The sequence below is a fragment of the Citrobacter sp. wls826 genome (assembly GCF_005281245.1).
Classification (GTDB): Bacteria; Pseudomonadota; Gammaproteobacteria; order Enterobacterales; family Enterobacteriaceae; genus Citrobacter; species Citrobacter braakii.
Genome location: NZ_SZWS01000041.1, coordinates 31710 through 47875 on the forward strand (window position 1 = coordinate 31710; position 16166 = coordinate 47875).

The 16166-nt window shown below is 56.2% G+C and carries 18 protein-coding genes and 1 pseudogene; 14 read left to right on the forward strand and 5 right to left on the reverse strand.

Going from position 1 to position 16166, the window contains the following annotated elements; all coding sequences use genetic code 11:
• The 11 genes from FDW87_RS22170 to phnP form a co-directional block, all read left to right on the forward strand.
• On the forward strand, positions 1 to 377 hold a 377-nt coding region (locus FDW87_RS22170; protein WP_252363087.1), incomplete at its 5' end, for a UTRA domain-containing protein.
• Positions 378 to 830 (forward strand): phosphonate C-P lyase system protein PhnG, encoded by a 453-nt coding sequence (gene phnG / locus FDW87_RS09125; RefSeq protein WP_095715476.1) that lies wholly within the window; start codon positions 378 to 380, stop codon positions 828 to 830. It begins immediately after the preceding gene.
• On the forward strand, positions 827 to 1411 hold the full coding sequence (gene phnH / locus FDW87_RS09130) for a phosphonate C-P lyase system protein PhnH (protein ID WP_003031824.1): 585 nt from the start codon (positions 827 to 829) through the stop codon (positions 1409 to 1411). Before phnG ends, phnH begins: the two co-directional genes overlap by 4 nt.
• On the forward strand, positions 1411 to 2478 hold the full coding sequence (locus tag FDW87_RS09135; RefSeq protein WP_047416024.1) for a carbon-phosphorus lyase complex subunit PhnI: 1068 nt from the start codon (positions 1411 to 1413) through the stop codon (positions 2476 to 2478). Before phnH ends, FDW87_RS09135 begins: the two co-directional genes overlap by 1 nt.
• 46 nt (positions 2479 to 2524) lie before the next feature.
• Positions 2525 to 3316 (forward strand): alpha-D-ribose 1-methylphosphonate 5-phosphate C-P-lyase PhnJ, encoded by a 792-nt coding sequence (gene phnJ, locus FDW87_RS09140; RefSeq protein ID WP_049259807.1) that lies wholly within the window; start codon positions 2525 to 2527, stop codon positions 3314 to 3316.
• Positions 3313 to 4071: a phosphonate C-P lyase system protein PhnK gene (gene phnK / locus FDW87_RS09145; protein ID WP_137379674.1), complete on the forward strand. Its 759-nt coding sequence runs from the start codon at positions 3313 to 3315 to the stop codon at positions 4069 to 4071. The genes phnJ and phnK overlap by 4 nt, the downstream gene beginning before the upstream one ends.
• 116 nt (positions 4072 to 4187) lie before the next feature.
• On the forward strand, positions 4188 to 4874 hold the full coding sequence (gene phnL, locus FDW87_RS09150; protein ID WP_047499592.1) for a phosphonate C-P lyase system protein PhnL: 687 nt from the start codon (positions 4188 to 4190) through the stop codon (positions 4872 to 4874).
• Positions 4871 to 6007, forward strand: a complete 1137-nt coding sequence (gene phnM / locus FDW87_RS09155; protein ID WP_103767212.1) for an alpha-D-ribose 1-methylphosphonate 5-triphosphate diphosphatase — start codon at positions 4871 to 4873, stop codon at positions 6005 to 6007. Before phnL ends, phnM begins: the two co-directional genes overlap by 4 nt.
• Positions 6008 to 6009: 2 nt before the next feature.
• On the forward strand, positions 6010 to 6564 hold the full coding sequence (phnN, locus tag FDW87_RS09160; protein WP_016155392.1) for a ribose 1,5-bisphosphokinase: 555 nt from the start codon (positions 6010 to 6012) through the stop codon (positions 6562 to 6564).
• A complete protein-coding gene (gene phnO, locus FDW87_RS09165; RefSeq protein ID WP_046274567.1) occupies positions 6551 to 6985 on the forward strand; it encodes an aminoalkylphosphonate N-acetyltransferase in 435 nt (144 codons plus the stop codon). The genes phnN and phnO overlap by 14 nt, the downstream gene beginning before the upstream one ends.
• A gap of 8 nt (positions 6986 to 6993) precedes the next feature.
• Positions 6994 to 7752, forward strand: coding sequence for a phosphonate metabolism protein PhnP (gene phnP / locus FDW87_RS09170; RefSeq protein ID WP_019077847.1), 759 nt, complete (start codon positions 6994 to 6996; stop codon positions 7750 to 7752).
• Positions 7753 to 7821: 69 nt separating this feature from the next.
• On the opposite strand, the gene yjdP is transcribed toward phnP, so the two are convergent.
• The gene (gene yjdP, locus FDW87_RS09175) at positions 7822 to 8151 is read right to left on the reverse strand and encodes a DDRRRQL repeat protein YjdP (RefSeq protein ID WP_016155470.1); all 330 of its coding nucleotides are present in this window, start codon (positions 8149 to 8151) and stop codon (positions 7822 to 7824) included.
• 69 nt (positions 8152 to 8220) lie between these two features.
• Positions 8221 to 10485 carry a hybrid sensor histidine kinase/response regulator gene (locus FDW87_RS09180; RefSeq protein ID WP_137379675.1) on the reverse strand — a complete coding sequence of 755 codons (2265 nt, stop codon included), beginning with the start codon at positions 10483 to 10485 and terminating at the stop codon, positions 8221 to 8223.
• Between the two features lie 114 nt (positions 10486 to 10599).
• On the opposite strand from FDW87_RS09180, the gene FDW87_RS09190 reads away from it, so the two are divergent.
• From FDW87_RS09190 to FDW87_RS09200, 3 genes are read left to right on the forward strand one after another with little or no spacing between them, the layout of a single operon-like run.
• Positions 10600 to 12123 (forward strand): sugar ABC transporter ATP-binding protein, encoded by a 1524-nt coding sequence (locus FDW87_RS09190; RefSeq protein WP_016155468.1) that lies wholly within the window; start codon positions 10600 to 10602, stop codon positions 12121 to 12123.
• Positions 12116 to 13111, forward strand: a complete 996-nt coding sequence (locus tag FDW87_RS09195; protein ID WP_016155386.1) for a hypothetical protein — start codon at positions 12116 to 12118, stop codon at positions 13109 to 13111. Before FDW87_RS09190 ends, FDW87_RS09195 begins: the two co-directional genes overlap by 8 nt.
• Positions 13112 to 13140: 29 nt before the next feature.
• The gene (locus FDW87_RS09200) at positions 13141 to 14082 is read left to right on the forward strand and encodes an ABC transporter substrate-binding protein (protein ID WP_019077849.1); all 942 of its coding nucleotides are present in this window, start codon (positions 13141 to 13143) and stop codon (positions 14080 to 14082) included.
• A 73-nt stretch (positions 14083 to 14155) separates the two neighbouring features.
• Here FDW87_RS09200 and FDW87_RS09205 read toward each other — a convergent pair whose 3' ends face one another.
• The 3 genes and pseudogenes from FDW87_RS09205 to FDW87_RS22175 form a co-directional block, all read right to left on the reverse strand.
• Positions 14156 to 15562, reverse strand: a complete 1407-nt coding sequence (locus tag FDW87_RS09205) for a hypothetical protein (RefSeq protein WP_137379676.1) — start codon at positions 15560 to 15562, stop codon at positions 14156 to 14158.
• Positions 15559 to 15819 carry a PAAR domain-containing protein gene (locus FDW87_RS09210; RefSeq protein ID WP_016155465.1) on the reverse strand — a complete coding sequence of 87 codons (261 nt, stop codon included), beginning with the start codon at positions 15817 to 15819 and terminating at the stop codon, positions 15559 to 15561. Before FDW87_RS09210 ends, FDW87_RS09205 begins: the two co-directional genes overlap by 4 nt.
• A gap of 1 nt (position 15820) precedes the next feature.
• Positions 15821 to 16166 (reverse strand): annotated as a pseudogene (locus FDW87_RS22175) (hypothetical protein); the annotation flags it as partial.

Here is a 16166-nt window from a genome sequence, read left to right on the forward strand (position 1 = left end):
TTGCCGATGCGCTCAGCATTAACGAGGGCGATAACGTGATTCATCTGCGCACCCTGCGCCGGGTAAACGGTATCGCACTGTGCCAGATCGACCACTATTTTTCCGACCTCAGTCTATGGCCGCTGCTGCAGGGCTTTAACAACGGCTCACTGCACGACTACCTGCGCGAACAGTCCGGTCTGACGCTCCTGCGCACACAAACGCGCATCAGCGCCCGCCGCGCACAGGCTAAAGAGAGCAAAGTGCTGGAAATCCCCAATATGGCGCCGCTGCTGTGCGTGCGCACCCTGAACCACCGTGAAGGCGAAGAACACGCGGCGGAATACTCCGTCAGCCTGACCCGCGCCGACATGATCGAATTCACTATGGAGCACTGAATGCATTTCGATACCGCGACCCGCCAGCGCTGGATGCGCGCGCTGGCTTACAGCAATGCCGATGCCCTGAACGCCCGCATCCACGCGCTCAAACTGACGCCAGACTATGAACTTATCCGCGCACCGGAAAGCGGACTGATGCAGCTCCAGGCTCGCATGGGCGGCACCGGCAACCGCTTCTTTGCCGGTGATACCACGCTTACCCGCGCAGTGGTACGCCTGAAGAGCGGCACGCTGGGCTACAGCTACCTGCTGGGCCGCAACAAACAACACGCCGAGCAGTGTGCGGTCATTGACGCACTGCTGCAGGAACAAACGCATTTCCAGAGCCTAATGGAAACCTTAATTGCCCCGCTGGAAGCGGAACGCGATGCGCTGATTAGCGCACGCCGTGCCGAAATCAACGCCAGCCGGGTCGACTTCTTCACGCTGGTACGCGGAGATAACGCATGACCTTACAAACCGCTTTTAATTTACCCGTTCAGGATGCTCAGCAGAGCTTTCGTCGCCTGCTGAAGGCCATGAGTGAGCCGGGCGTGATCGTCGCCCTGCATCAACTGAAACACGGCTGGCAGCCACTGGGCCTGGCAACCACCAGCGTGCTACTGACCCTGGTCGATGGCGACACGCCGGTATGGCTTGCGCCGTCGATGGATAACGATATCGCCCGGCAGAATCTGCGTTTTCACACCAACGCGCCGCTGGTGGATCAGCCGCAGTTGGCGGCCTTTGCCGTCGCCGACGAACGCATCAGCAGCGAACAGCTTAACGCCCTCTCCGCTGGTTCCGCCGTCGCGCCAGAAACCAGCGCCACGCTGATTGTGCAGGTCTCTGGCTTAAGCGGTGGACGCATGCTGCGTCTGACCGGCGCCGGTATCGCTGAAGAGCGCATGATCGCGCCACAGCTACCGGAATGCCTGATTCACGAACTCACCGAACGCCCGCATCCGTTCCCGCTGGGGGTCGACCTGATCCTCACCTGCGGCGAACGCCTGCTGGCTATTCCGCGAACTACCCATGTGGAGGTGTGCTGATGTACGTCGCCGTCAAAGGGGGCGAAAAGGCGATAGCCAACGCCCACGCCCTGCAGGAAAACCGACGCCGGGGCGATGAGACCATTGCTGAACTGAGCGTGGCGCAAATCGAACAACAGATGAACCTGGCCGTCGACCGGGTGATGACCGAAGGCGGCATCGCCGACCGCGAACTGGCCGCGCTGGCGCTGAAGCAGGCCAGCGGCGATAACGTCGAAGCCATCTTTTTGCTCCGCGCCTACCGCACTACGCTGGCAAAGGTGGCGGTCAGCGAACCGGTTAACAGTGCAGAAATGCGCCTTGAGCGCCGAATCTCTGCGGTCTACAAGGATATTCCCGGCGGGCAGTTGTTAGGTCCCACTTATGACTATACCCATCGCCTGCTGGATTTTACCCTGCTGGCCAATGGCGAAACGCCACCCCTGCGCAGCGCAGACGACGCGCAGGACGCCTCTCCGCACGTCTTTTCCCTGCTGGCCAACCAGGGACTGGCAAAGCGTGAAGAGGATAATGGCGCTCAGCCGGATGATATTACCCGTACGCCACCGGTTTACCCCTGTTCACGAGCCTCACGTCTGCAACAACTGATGCGCGGCGATGAGGGATATCTGCTGGCGCTGGCCTACTCCACCCAACGCGGCTACGGGCGTAATCACCCGTTTGCCGCCGAAATCCGCAGCGGCTATGTGGCACTGGAAACCGTACCGGAAGAGCTGGGATTTGCGGTGAACGTCGGTGAACTGCTGATGACCGAATGTGAAATGGTCAACGGTTTTGTCGCGCCAGAAAACGAATCCCCCCATTTTACCCGCGGCTACGGGCTGGTGTTCGGCATGAGCGAACGTAAAGCGATGGCGATGGCGCTGGTGGACCGCGCCCTACAGGCAGCCGAATACGATGAATCGGTCACGGGACCGGCGCAGGACGAAGAGTTCGTGCTGGCGCATGCGGATAACGTCGAGGCGGCGGGTTTTGTTTCGCACCTCAAACTTCCCCATTACGTCGATTTCCAGGCCGAGCTGGAACTGCTCAAACGCCTGCAACAGGAGGCCACCCGTGACCACTAACCTCTCCGGCTACAACTTTGCGTATCTTGATGAGCAGACCAAACGCATGATTCGCCGCGCGATTCTGAAAGCGGTGGCGATCCCCGGTTACCAGGTGCCGTTTGGCGGACGTGAAATGCCGATGCCCTACGGTTGGGGAACCGGCGGTATTCAGCTCACCGCCAGCGTGATTGGCGAGCCGGACGTGCTGAAGGTAATTGACCAGGGCGCAGATGACACCACTAACGCCGTGTCGATTCGCAACTTCTTTAAACGCGTGACCGGGGTGAACACCACCGAGCGCACGGAAGACGCGACGCTGATCCAGACCCGCCACCGCATCCCGGAAACACCGCTGGTGGAAGACCAGATCATTATCTTCCAGGTCCCGATCCCCGAGCCGTTGCGCTTTATCGAGCCGCGCGAAACGGAAACCCGCACCATGCACGCGCTGGAAGAGTACGGCATCATGCAGGTGAAACTGTATGAAGATATCGCCCGCTTCGGCCATATCGCCACCACTTACGCCTATCCGGTGAAGGTTAACGACCGCTACGTCATGGACCCGTCGCCAATTCCAAAATTCGACAATCCGAAGATGGACATGATGCCGGCCCTGCAACTGTTTGGCGCAGGCCGCGAAAAACGCATCTATGCCGTTCCACCTTACACCCGCGTGGAAAGCCTCGATTTCGACGATCACCCGTTTACCGTGCAGAGCTGGGATGAGCCTTGCGCCATCTGTGGCTCAACCCACAGCTATCTCGATGAAGTGGTGCTCGATGACACCGGCAAACGCATGTTTGTCTGCTCCGACACCGACTACTGCCGCCAACAGAGTGAGGCCCTCAGCAAATGACGCAACCGCTGCTTTCAGTCAACAACCTGACCCATCTCTACGCGCCGGGCAAGGGCTTCAGCGATGTCTCTTTTGACCTGTGGCCTGGCGAAGTGCTGGGTATCGTCGGCGAGTCCGGTTCCGGCAAAACCACGCTGCTGAAATCGATCTCTTCACGGCTGATGCCGCAGAGCGGTGAGATTTTGTATCAGAACCGTTCACTGTACGGCATGAACGAGGCCGACCGTCGCCGTCTGCTGCGCACCGAATGGGGCGTGGTGCATCAGCATCCGCTGGATGGCCTGCGCCGTCAGGTCTCCGCTGGCGGCAATATCGGCGAACGCCTGATGGCCACCGGAGCGCGCCACTACGGCCACATTCGTGCCACCGCGCAGCGTTGGCTGGAGGAAGTGGAGATCCCGGCCTCGCGTATCGACGACCTGCCAACCACCTTTTCCGGCGGCATGCAGCAGCGACTGCAGATCGCCCGCAACCTCGTCACCCATCCCAAACTGGTGTTTATGGACGAGCCCACCGGCGGTCTGGACGTTTCCGTACAGGCCAAACTGCTGGACCTGCTGCGCGGCCTGGTGGTGGAACTGGATCTGGCAGTGGTTATTGTCACCCACGATCTGGGCGTAGCGCGCCTGCTGGCCGACCGTTTGCTGGTGATGAAGCAGGGTCAGGTGGTGGAAAGTGGGTTAACCGACCGCGTACTCGACGATCCGCATCATCCGTATACCCAGTTGCTGGTGTCGTCTGTTTTGCAAAACTGATTTTGTCTTGCCGGGTGGCGCTTCGCGACCCGGCCTACGGATCGGCATCGGTTGTAGGCCTGATAAGCGAAGCGCCATCAGGCAATCGAACGCAAAAATGCTTAAAGAGGCTAAAAATGAACGCGATTCGCGTTGAAAACGTCAGTAAAACCTTTGTACTGCATCAGCAAAACGGCGTGCGTCTGCCGGTGCTGCAAGACGCCACGCTGGAAGTTAAAAACGGCGAATGCGTGGTGCTGCACGGTCACTCTGGCAGCGGCAAATCCACGTTGCTGCGTTCGCTGTACGCCAACTACCTGCCGGATGAAGGACACATCCACATCCGCCACAGCGGCGAATGGGTCGATCTGGTGCAGGCTCCGGCGCGTAAAGTGCTGGAAGTTCGCCGTTCAACCATCGGCTGGGTCAGCCAGTTCTTGCGCGTGATCCCAAGGATTTCTGCGCTGGATGTGGTGATGCAGCCGCTGCTGGATCTCGGCGTGTCGCGCGAGGAGTGCGCAGCCAAAGCGGCTAACCTGCTTACCCGCCTGAACGTGCCGGAGCGGCTGTGGCATCTGGCGCCGTCGACGTTTTCCGGGGGCGAACAGCAGCGCGTCAATATCGCCCGAGGGTTTATCGTCGATTACCCGATTCTACTCCTCGATGAGCCCACCGCCTCGCTGGACGCCAAAAACAGCGCCGCCGTCGTCGCATTGATCGAAGAAGCGAAAGCCCGCGGCGCGGCAATTGTCGGCATTTTTCACGATCAAACCGTGCGCGACCGCGTCGCGGATCGCCTGCACCTGATGGGAACAACAGCATGATTATCAATAATGTAAAGCTGGTGCTGGAAGATGAAGTGGTGCAAGGATCGCTGGAAATTGAGGGCGGAACGATCCGCGCCTTTGCCGAAAGCCAGAGCCAACTGGCCCAAGCGATGGACGGAGAAGGCGGCTGGCTGCTGCCAGGGCTTATCGAGCTGCATACCGACAATCTCGACAAGTTTTTCACCCCGCGCCCGAAGGTAGACTGGCCCGCCCACTCGGCAATGAGCAGCCACGACGCGCTGATGGTCGCCAGCGGCATTACCACCGTGCTGGACGCGGTGGCGATTGGCGATGTGCGCGACGGCGGTGACCGTCTGGAAAATCTCGAGAAGATGATCAACGCGGTGGAAGAGACGCAAAAGCGCGGGGTCAATCGCGCCGAGCACCGCCTGCATTTGCGCTGCGAGCTGCCGCATCACACCACCCTACCGCTGTTTGAAAAACTGGTCAGTCGTGAGCCGGTGACGCTGGTATCGCTGATGGACCACTCCCCCGGCCAGCGTCAGTTTGCCAATCGCGAGAAGTACCGGGAGTATTATCAGGGCAAGTATTCACTTACCGACGAGCAAATGGTCCGCTACGAAGAAGAACAGTTAGCTCTGGCTGCACGTTGGTCGCAACCCAACCGCACAGCGATTGCTCAGATGTGTCGTGAGCGCCAGATAGCGCTGGCGAGCCATGACGATGCCACCTGCGATCATGTGCTGGAATCGCATCAACTTGGCAGCGTGATCGCCGAATTTCCTACTACTTTTGCCGCCGCAGAGGCCTCGCGCCAGCATGGCATGAACGTGCTGATGGGCGCGCCCAACATCGTGCGCGGCGGTTCTCACTCCGGCAACGTGGCGGCGCATAAGCTGGCTGAGCTGGGGCTGCTGGATATTCTCTCCTCCGACTACTACCCCGCCAGCCTGCTCGATGCGGCATTTCGCGTGGCAGACGATGACGCCAACCGCTTTACGCTGCCGCAGGCCATTCGTCTGGTGACCCGCAATCCGGCGCGGGCATTAAATCTCGACGATCGTGGCGTTGTAGCCGAAGGTAAACGCGCGGATCTGGTGCTGGCGCATCGCAAAGGCGATCACATCCATATCGACCACGTCTGGCGTCAGGGCAAAAGGGTATTCTGACTATGGGGAAACTGATCTGGCTGATGGGGCCGTCCGGCTCCGGTAAGGACAGTCTACTGGCAGAACTTCGCCAGCAGGAACCTGCGCAACTGCTGGTGGCGCACCGTTACATCACCCGCGCCGCCAACGCCGGGAATGAAAACCATATTGCCCTCAGCGAACCAGAGTTTTTTACCCGCGCCGGGCAGAACCTGCTGGCGCTGAGCTGGCATGCCAACGGCTTCTATTACGGCGTCGGCGTAGAGATTGACCTCTGGCTGCACGCCGGTTTTGATGTGGTGGTCAACGGCTCGCGCGCGCATCTGCCCCAGGCGCAGGCCCGTTACGGCGCTTCTTTACTTCCCATTTGCTTACAGGTTTCCCCGGCCATTCTACGCCAGCGCCTGCAGGCACGTGGGCGGGAGAGCGAAACGGAAATCGCTGCCCGCCTTGAACGCGCGGCACGCTACACGCCGTATGACTGCCACGTCCTGAACAATGATGGAAGTTTGCTACAGTCTGTCGATACACTGCTCACACTGATGGGACGCAAGGAGAAGAAACATGTCTGTCTGTGAATTACGCCGCGCCACGCTATACGATACCGATGCGGTTTACGCGCTTATCTGTGAGTTGAAACAGGGCCAATTCGACCTGCAGGCCTTTAGCGCCGGCTACGCCGCAAATCTGCAAGATCCCAATATGCACTACCAGCTGGCGCTGCTCGACGGACAGGTCGTCGGCTTGATCGGTCTGCACCTGCAGTTTCATCTGCACCACGCCAACTGGATTGGCGAGATCCAGGAACTGGTGGTGATGCCACAGGCACGAGGACTAAAAGTGGGTAGTCAGTTACTGGCCTGGGCCGAAGCCACCGCGCGCGAAGCGGGCGCAGAAATAACCGAGCTTTCTACCAGTACCCAACGCCTTGACGCGCACCGCTTTTACCAGCGCGAAGGCTATACCATGAGCCATTTTCGCTTCACCAAACCGTTGTAGGGGGAGCCATGAGTCTGACCATTACGCTGACGGGAACCGGCGGCGCGCAACTGGTGCCGGCATTTGGCTGTGACTGTGCGGCCTGCCAACGAGCACGCTTACAGGCGCAATACCGTCGACGCCCTTGTAGCGGGGTGGTCAAATTTAACAATGCGGTGACGCTGCTGGACGCGGGGATCCCGCATCTGATGGACGACTGGCCAGCAGGCAGCTTCCAGCAGTTTCTGCTCACCCACTACCATATGGATCACGTGCAGGGGCTGTTTCCGCTGCGCTGGGGAGTGGGGGCGACTATCCCGGTGTACGGTCCGCCGGATGAACAGGGATGCGACGATCTGTTTAAGCACCCTGGCATCCTCGATTTTAGCCATACCGTCGCGCCATTCGTGGTGTTTAATCTGCAAGGGGTGCAGGTGACGCCACTCCCGCTCAACCATTCAAAGCTGACGTTTGGCTATCTGCTGGAGACCGCGCACAGCCGCGTGGCGTGGCTCTCCGATACCGCCGGACTTCCCGACAAGACGCTGAAGTTTCTCCACAATAACCAGCCTCAGGTGATTATCATCGACTGCAGCCACGCCCCGCGCGCCGAGCCGCCGCGCAATCACAGCGATGTAAATATCGTTATCGCCTTGAACGAGGTTATCCGCTGCCCACGGGTGATCCTGACGCATATCAGTCATCAGTTTGATTTGTGGATGATGGAGAATCCGCTACCGACAGGGCTTGAAGCCGGGTATGACGGAATGGAGATTGTGCTGAGGTAGGTTTACATCGCACTAAAACACTTGTTAACAGGTCTCTGCTCCCTATAACCTTGCCGGCGAAAGATTGCGCTAACGATCATAATCTTCTTCCATTCTGCGCTCTTCGTCTTCTAACTGACGCCGTTCCTGATCGAGCTGGCGCTGGCGGTCATCCAGTTGGCGGCGTCGGTCTTCAAACTGGCGGCGGCGATTATCATACTGCCGGCGACGATCGTCACTCATCTGTCGCTGCCAGCTTTCATCACGAGAGTCGTCATAATCCCGCCCGCTGTCCGGTTTGTATGCGTCGTTAATTGCCTGCTGAATATTACCGATGGCGTCATCGATAATATCCGCCTGCGCCGATACGGTGGTCATCATCAGCAGAGTGAAAAGTAAGAATGTCGCGGAGCGTTGCATAAAACCAGCCTCATCAAGAAACTCGCCCCACGGTAATCAAAGCGTATTTGCGCGGGTAGCGGAGGAATCTCAATTACGCGAATGCCGCAGCGCCTGCGCCAGTTCTCCCCGGGTGAAGGGCTTACGCAATAACGCCACATCCGGCAGCGCCGGGTTATGCGCCGGACGTAAATCCTGGCCGCTAATCAGCAGGATGTTCAGTTGTGGATAATGTGCCAGCGCATGATTAACCACATCCACACCGCTTAAACCGCCGGGCAGCATTAAGTCGCTGATAAAAATATCAATCTCGGATGAAGCCGCTAGCATATGCATAGCCTGTTCGCCGTTGGCGGCCTCTAACGTCAGGTAGCCCAGCAGGTGTAATTGCTCACATAACGTCTGGCGCACATCGGCTTCATCTTCGAGAACCAGCACCAGTTTTTCACCGCGAGTCGGGGTGTGCTGTGCGATTGGCTCCACCGGTGTCTGCACCGGCACAACCGCGCGAGGAAGCTGCAATCTGACCGTCGTTCCCTGCCCAGGGGCGCTTTCAATCTCCACGCGGCCACCGGACTGGCGCACAAAACCGTAGACCATAGACAGCCCCAGCCCACTGCCGCTGCCGGTCTGTTTGGTGGTGAAAAACGGCTCGAAGACCTGAGCTTTCACCTCCTGCGACATCCCGCTTCCCTGGTCGGCAACTTCCAGTATCACCATATCCTGCTTACGCCCATCGCTGCGCGTGACCCGCTGATTCCAGGTACGGATTTTAATGGTGCCCGCCTGCCCGTCCATGGCGTCACGGGCATTCATCACCAGATTGATAATGGCGTTCTCCAGTTGGCTGACATCAATCCACGCGGGCCAGGCGGGAGACTGGGCTTCAATCTCCAGCGTCAACGTAGCCGGAAGAGAGTGGCGCATCAGTTCGCCCAAATTTTCCAGCAGCGTTTTCAGCTCCACCGCATGGGGATGCAACGACTGTTTGCGCGAAAAGGCCAGCAGCCGCTGGGTAAGGAGCGCCCCGCGCTCGGCGGCTTTTAGCGCCCGATTGACCCGTGGCGCATCAGGGGAGTCTGGGTTCACCAGATCCAGGCTGCCAATAATGACCGCCAGCAGGTTATTGAAATCATGCGCCAATCCGCCCGTCAGTTGCCCTACCGCCTTCAGTTTCTGACTGTGCAATAGCGCTTCCTCCAGCCCCTGGCGCTCGGTGCGGTCGATTTCCATCTGGCTGGTTTTTTCTTTTAGCAGTCGGGTGGTGTGCTCCAGCGATGCCGTATTACGGGCGAAGACGCTAAAGGCGCGGGCCAGCTCGCCCAGCTCATCGCGCCGCTGTAGGGCAGGGACGCTAACGTCCGATTCACCGTGCGCCAGCCGGGTCATCGCCCGCGAAATGGCCGTCAGGTTAGAACCGAGGTTACGGTAGATATACCAGCCGGCAAAACCGGTGATCACCACCGCCAACAGCGCAAACACCAAAATAAACAACGCGCCGGATTGCAGTTCCTGATGGCTTTGCGCCACCCGCTGTTCGGAGATCAGCGCCACCTGCGAAGCATACCGGTTGATATCGCTGTTGAGGATCGCCACCAGCGCTTTGATATGAAACATATACCAGTTGATCGCCAAATCGCTCTGCTCAAGCGCGGAAGAGAGTGGCTCCAGCTTATGCAACTCTTGGTTGAAGTCGGTGAGGATGTTAGTAATCAGCGGATTGCTATTTTGCACAGGCAGCGCGGGCATCACGCCGTCCAGTTGTTTCACCACCGAACGCGGCGTGGGTGTTTCAATGGCGGCAACAATTAAGCGGTCTATCTGCCCCAGCAGCACGTCATCCTGCGCGCCGGTCAGCTTTTGCAGATGACGTAAATAACTTTGATTCTGATACAGCGAACTGAGCAGGGCGTTACGTTCCAGATGTCGCCGTTGCCCGCGCTGCAGCATACCTTCCACGCTGCTTTGTAGCTCCTGGCTGCGCTGGATAATACGCTCGACCAGCGCCGGCTCCTGCTGCGCCAACGGCGCGGTAGCCAGCTGTTCCAGCGAATGCTTCAGCGCCCGTTGCGTCTCCTGCAGCCGCTCCGCTTCACCTTTGTATTCCAGCGCGCCGACCACCTGCGACAGCCGCACCGCCGCCGTCGCCACGTTCGCCGTATCCCGGGCCAGGTTCATGCTGCCGGTCATGTCGTCAACGGTTTGCTGCTGCACCTGTTCCTGGATTTGACTGGCATGCTGAAACCCCAGCACCGCCACACCGCTTACCATCAGCGTGACCGTCACCACCAGCAGATTGAAGAACAGCAATCGTCCGCGCGCACTGGCGAAAAAGTGACGTCCTGGTTGCGGCATATCACGCTCCGTGAAGAAAAATCGCAATATGACAAATATGAACGGCTTCTGACATTTTGCATTTACATTCCTGTGATGGACTGCTGATATCGGCCACCCCACAGGAGATCCGCTATGAGCAGGACACCGGTTCTGGAGATGCGCAACATTGCCAAAGCGTTTGGTAAATTTTACGCGCTGAAAGGGGTCGATTTAACGGTCTGGCCGGGTGAGATTCATGCCTTGATGGGGGAGAACGGCGCGGGGAAAAGCACCCTGATGAAGATCCTCGCGGGCGCGTATACCGCCACCAGCGGTGAGATCCTGATCGACGGTCAGCCGTTTCACATTCGCGGGCCAAAAGACGCGCTCAGCGCAGGCATCACGCTGATTTACCAGGAGATGCAGCTCGCGCCGAACCTGACGGTGGCGGAAAATATCTTTCTTGGCAGCGAGCTGTCGCGCGGCGGTCTGGTCCAACGTAAAGAGATGGTGATGCAGTCGCAAAAAGTCATCGACCGGCTCGGCGCCCAGTTTAAGGCCAGCGATCGCGTGATGACGTTGACCATCGCCGAACAGCAGCAGGTGGAAATCGCCCGCGCCCTGCACCGTAACAGCCGCATTCTGGTGATGGATGAACCCACTGCCGCCCTCTCCTCACGTGAAACCCACCGCTTGTTTGAACTGATCATGCGCCTGCGCGATGAGGGGATGGCGATTATCTACATTAGCCACCGCATGGCGGAGGTGTATGAACTCTCGGACCGCGTCAGCGTCCTGCGCGACGGGCAATATGTAGGCAGCCTGACCCGCGACAAACTCAACGCCTCTGAGCTGGTGCGCATGATGGTGGGCCGACCGTTAAGCGATTTGTTCAACAAAGAGCGCGATATTCCCTTAGGTAAAGCGCGCCTCAACGTCCACCACCTGACCGACGGCCATAAAGTCCAACCGTGCAGTTTGCTGGTGCGCTCCGGGGAGATCGTCGGCCTTGCCGGGTTAGTCGGCGCCGGGCGTTCTGAACTGGCTCAGTTGATTTTTGGCGTGCGTAAAGCCATCGGCGGCATGATTGAAGTAGACGGTGAACCGGTGGTGATCCACTCCCCTCGCGAGGCAATTGACCACGGCATTGGCTTTCTGACGGAAAACCGCAAAGAGCAGGGATTGTTTTTAGAGCTGGCGGCAGCAGAGAACATCACCATGGCGACGCTGGAACGTGACGCCAACTGGGGCATGCTCGATCGCAAAAAGGCGCAGGCTATTTCCGATGACGCCATCCAATTGCTCAACATCCGCGTTCCGCACGCCCAGGTACGCGCGGGCGGGCTGTCCGGCGGTAATCAGCAAAAGCTGCTGATTTCACGCTGGGTCGCGATCGGCCCACGCATTTTGATCCTCGATGAACCCACGCGCGGCGTGGACGTTGGCGCCAAAAGCGAGATCTACCGGATCATGAACGACATGGCGCGCAAAGGCGTGGCGATCCTGATGATCTCCAGCGAATTGCCGGAAGTCGTCGGTATGAGCGATCGCGTGTACGTCATGCGGGAAGGCAGCATTGCCGGTGAGCTGAACGGGCAAAGTATTACCCAGGAAAATATTATGACGCTGGCAACCGGCGTGAACGACTCCCATCATCAGGCGGTGTCCCATGAATAATCCAACCACTCCCCAGCAGGTGGCGAAATCCGCCTCCGCGAAAAAATTGCTGATGAGCGATCTGATGCAAACGGTCGGCATCTTGCCGATTCTCATCCTGATAGTGGCGGTGTTTGGCTTTATCGCGCCAAACTTTTTTACCGAAAGCAACCTGTTGAATATAACCCGCCAGGCGTCGATCAACATCGTGCTGGCGGCAGGCATGACCTTCATTATTTTGACCGGCGGGATCGACCTCTCGGTTGGCTCGATTCTCGGCACCACTGCCGTCGCGGCTATGGTCGTTTCGCTGATCCCTGAATTTGCCATGCTGTCGATTCCGGCGGCGCTGATGCTCGGTCTGGTGCTGGGGTTGTTTAACGGCGCGCTGGTTGCTTTTGCCGGACTACCACCGTTTATCGTCACGCTTGGAACGTATACGGCGCTGCGCGGCGCGGCCTATCTGCTGGCCGACGGCACGACGGTGATCAATTCCAATATCAGCTTTGAGTGGATCGGTAACAACTATCTTGGTCCGGTTCCGTGGCTAGTGGTCATTGCACTGGCGGTGGTGGTGATGTGCTGGTTCATTCTTAGGCGCACCACACTCGGCGTTCATATTTATGCGGTCGGCGGCAATATGCAGGCCGCTCGTTTAACCGGTATCAAAGTGTGGCTGGTGCTGCTGTTCGTCTACGGCATGAGCGGTGTGCTCTCAGGTCTTGGCGGGGTGATGAGCGCCTCGCGGCTATACAGCGCCAACGGCAACTTAGGCATGGGTTACGAGCTGGACGCCATCGCGGCGGTGATCCTCGGCGGTACCAGCTTTGTTGGGGGGATCGGTACCATCACCGGCACGCTGGTAGGGGCGTTGATTATCGCCACGCTCAATAACGGCATGACGCTGATGGGCGTCTCCTATTTCTGGCAACTGGTGATCAAAGGGGCGGTGATCATCATAGCGGTACTGATCGACAAATACCGTACCCGACACCATCAAAGTGCATAACAACAACATCTTACTTCGAGGAATACAGCATGAGATTGAAGCCCTTAGTCACCGCGCTCTGTGCTGGCGCACTGCTTGCTGCAGCTCCGTTTGTGCAGGCAAAAGAACTGAAATCGATCGGCGTTACGGTGGGCGATCTGGCCAACCCGTTCTTCGTGCAGATCACCAAAGGCGCGGAGCTGGAAGCACGCAAACTGGCGGGTGATAGCGTTAAAGTGACGCTGGTTTCCAGCGGCTACGATCTGGGACAACAGGTGTCGCAAATCGACAACTTTATTGCCGCCAAGGTCGACATGATTATTCTTAACGCCGCCGACTCCAAAGGCATCGGCCCAGCGGTAAAACGCGCGAAAGACGCAGGGATTGTAGTGGTTGCCGTTGACGTAGCGGCGGAAGGCGCAGATGCGACCATTACCTCCGATAACACCCAGGCGGGTGAAATGGCCTGTAAATACATTACCGACCGTCTGAAAGGGAAAGGCAACGTCGTCATTATCAACGGGCCGCCGGTTTCCGCCGTCCAGAACCGCGTGGAAGGCTGCCAGACCGAGTTTAAACGCCACCCGGATATCAAGGTGCTGTCGTATAACCAAAACGCCAAAGGCAGTCGCGAAGGCGGACTGGAGATCATGACCGCTCTGCTGGCGGCGAATCCGAAGATCGACGGCGTATTCGCCATTAACGATCCTACGGCGATCGGTGCCGATCTGGCGGCAAAACAGGCACAACGTAGCGAATTCTTTATTGTCGGCGTAGACGGATCGCCAGACGCTGAAGAAGCGTTGAAGCGGGAAAACTCACTATTTGTGGCGACGCCTGCACAAGATCCGCAGGTGATGGCTGCCAAAGCGGTCGAAATCGGCTATGACATATTGCAGGGGAAACCCGCCCCGAAAGAACCCGTACTGATCCCGGTGACGATGATCGATAAAAACAACGTCGGCAGCTATAAGGGTTGGACGGTGAAATAACCCCTTAACCGACTGATGCTCTCCTGCCGCAAAGAGAGTAAAAGAAGTATGAGCGCCCGTCAGGGCGCTTACCTCATAAAAACTGAGAGTAATAAATATCCATTTCCCGCTCTATATTTTGACTCACTATCAAAGAATAAATCATAATTGCCGTATAAATAACCAGAGTGCCGATAACTAAAGGAGTAAACGTATACCAGGGGTGATTATTGAACATTTCCGTTGGCACGAGACTTACAAACCCTATACCCCATAAAATAATTGCGCAAACAATTATGATTTTCCAATAATTCCCGAAATCGAGCTTACCAAGTGCAGGCCAACATCCTGGATATTTAGCAGTTATTATTCCGGTTTGAATCGTGCCTGCGGATGCACTGGCGAATAACTGATGTCCTTGACCATATTTTGCAGCATCCGCAGCCAACGCCAATACAACCCAACGCTGAACCTCTGTGCTTTGCCCAGTAACGGCTTCCAGTTCATATCGACTATCGGCCAAAATGTTCACTTTTGCGTTTTCCACCCCACTAAACATTACGAATTTTGACTGTTTATCCAGTGAGTTGAACCACATCTTTTTAATTTTACTCACATCCACTTGTTGAGCAGATAAATATGCACTTACGATTTCATCAAGATAATATGGAGTACTGTCCATCATACGCAATAAATATAAAGGTGTGTCTTTATCTTCAAGCAATTTTGCATTGGTAAAAATAAAGGCATTAGCACTTTCGAAAAAATCAGAATTATTTTTATTGTGCAATTCAACTGTAATAACCAGGTTGTTTTCAGAAATATTTAGGCCAACCCAACCATTGATTAAAGAATAATCCGGACAATCATGAAGAATATTAACGTCTCCGACCTTATTGCTGGAGATGCCCAGACTTGCGAGTACCGCCCTGAAACTATTGCCGATAGTGTCATCCGCACCCTTAACATACAACCAGGTATTAAACGGACGATACTCTTTGACAAGAGAATTCTTGAGTGGTTCTATCAACCGGCTTAGCACTTTATCAACTCTGGCGTCATCCATTGAATCAACTTCGATATCAATTCGTAACGGCGTTGCAGAACCTGCTGGCGCTTCCCCTTCTAGTTTCTGAATTTTTAATGCCAGTTCAGGCACCGGGAGAATTGATGAATAGTCTAAAAGAGGCAATGCCTGTATTGCCCAGTTTTTCCACTTATACATACCATACTGCTCAAGGTAACCCGCATAATAAAAAGGAAAAGATATTATACCGTGAATGATTATCACCACACACCAGATTACTAACACTATTAGAGAAGGGATTACTATTGCATTCCATGTCAAATCATCAGCAACTTTCTTTTCCTGAAGCCAGTTTAATATATGGTACATCATACATAACAAGAATATAGCACAACTAATGACCAGCATAATATTTAGCGGGAATTTCCCTGGGTCTTGATAGGGATTCTTGTTTGGTATCTTCCATTTACTCATTTGCTTGTCCCCGCCATTGGCAGTGTGGTTTTTATTGCACAACCGCATGCAGCCCTACACCCATCCACAACAACGCCTCTACCGTCCATTGTCCAGGTTGGTTCAAAATCAAGTATGGGAAAGGTCCCTTTATGCGCAACACAAAGAACAGTATCCCCCATTAAAGCGACAGGAATTCCCATAAACTTGCTACCAGAAGCTTTGTTCACATACCCACCGTTTTCCAGCGGGTCATTTAGCCTGATTACACCTTTCATATTATTTTCCCGCATCCAGGTCACAGCGCATCCGGGTCCATCCCTTATAGCCCACCACCTCTGGTTCTTTGTCGGGCAGGTTTTGATAATTTGCCTTATAACCCTCCGTTAAATGAGCTAAAGCAGTTTTCATAAAAACGACTGTCCCCCAGGCTCGTCCAGGAAATTCAGGACTGGTATGACCGTCCACATACTCGCCATTGGATTTATGTTTGCCTGGTTTATAAAGATAATACGTGTCATCAAAGTATTTATAATCTATACCCGGCCCACCGGGTTTTAGACGCGGATCCTCAAAAGGGTATGAACTCATATACAAATGATTCTGCGAAGTGGTAATAAATGCC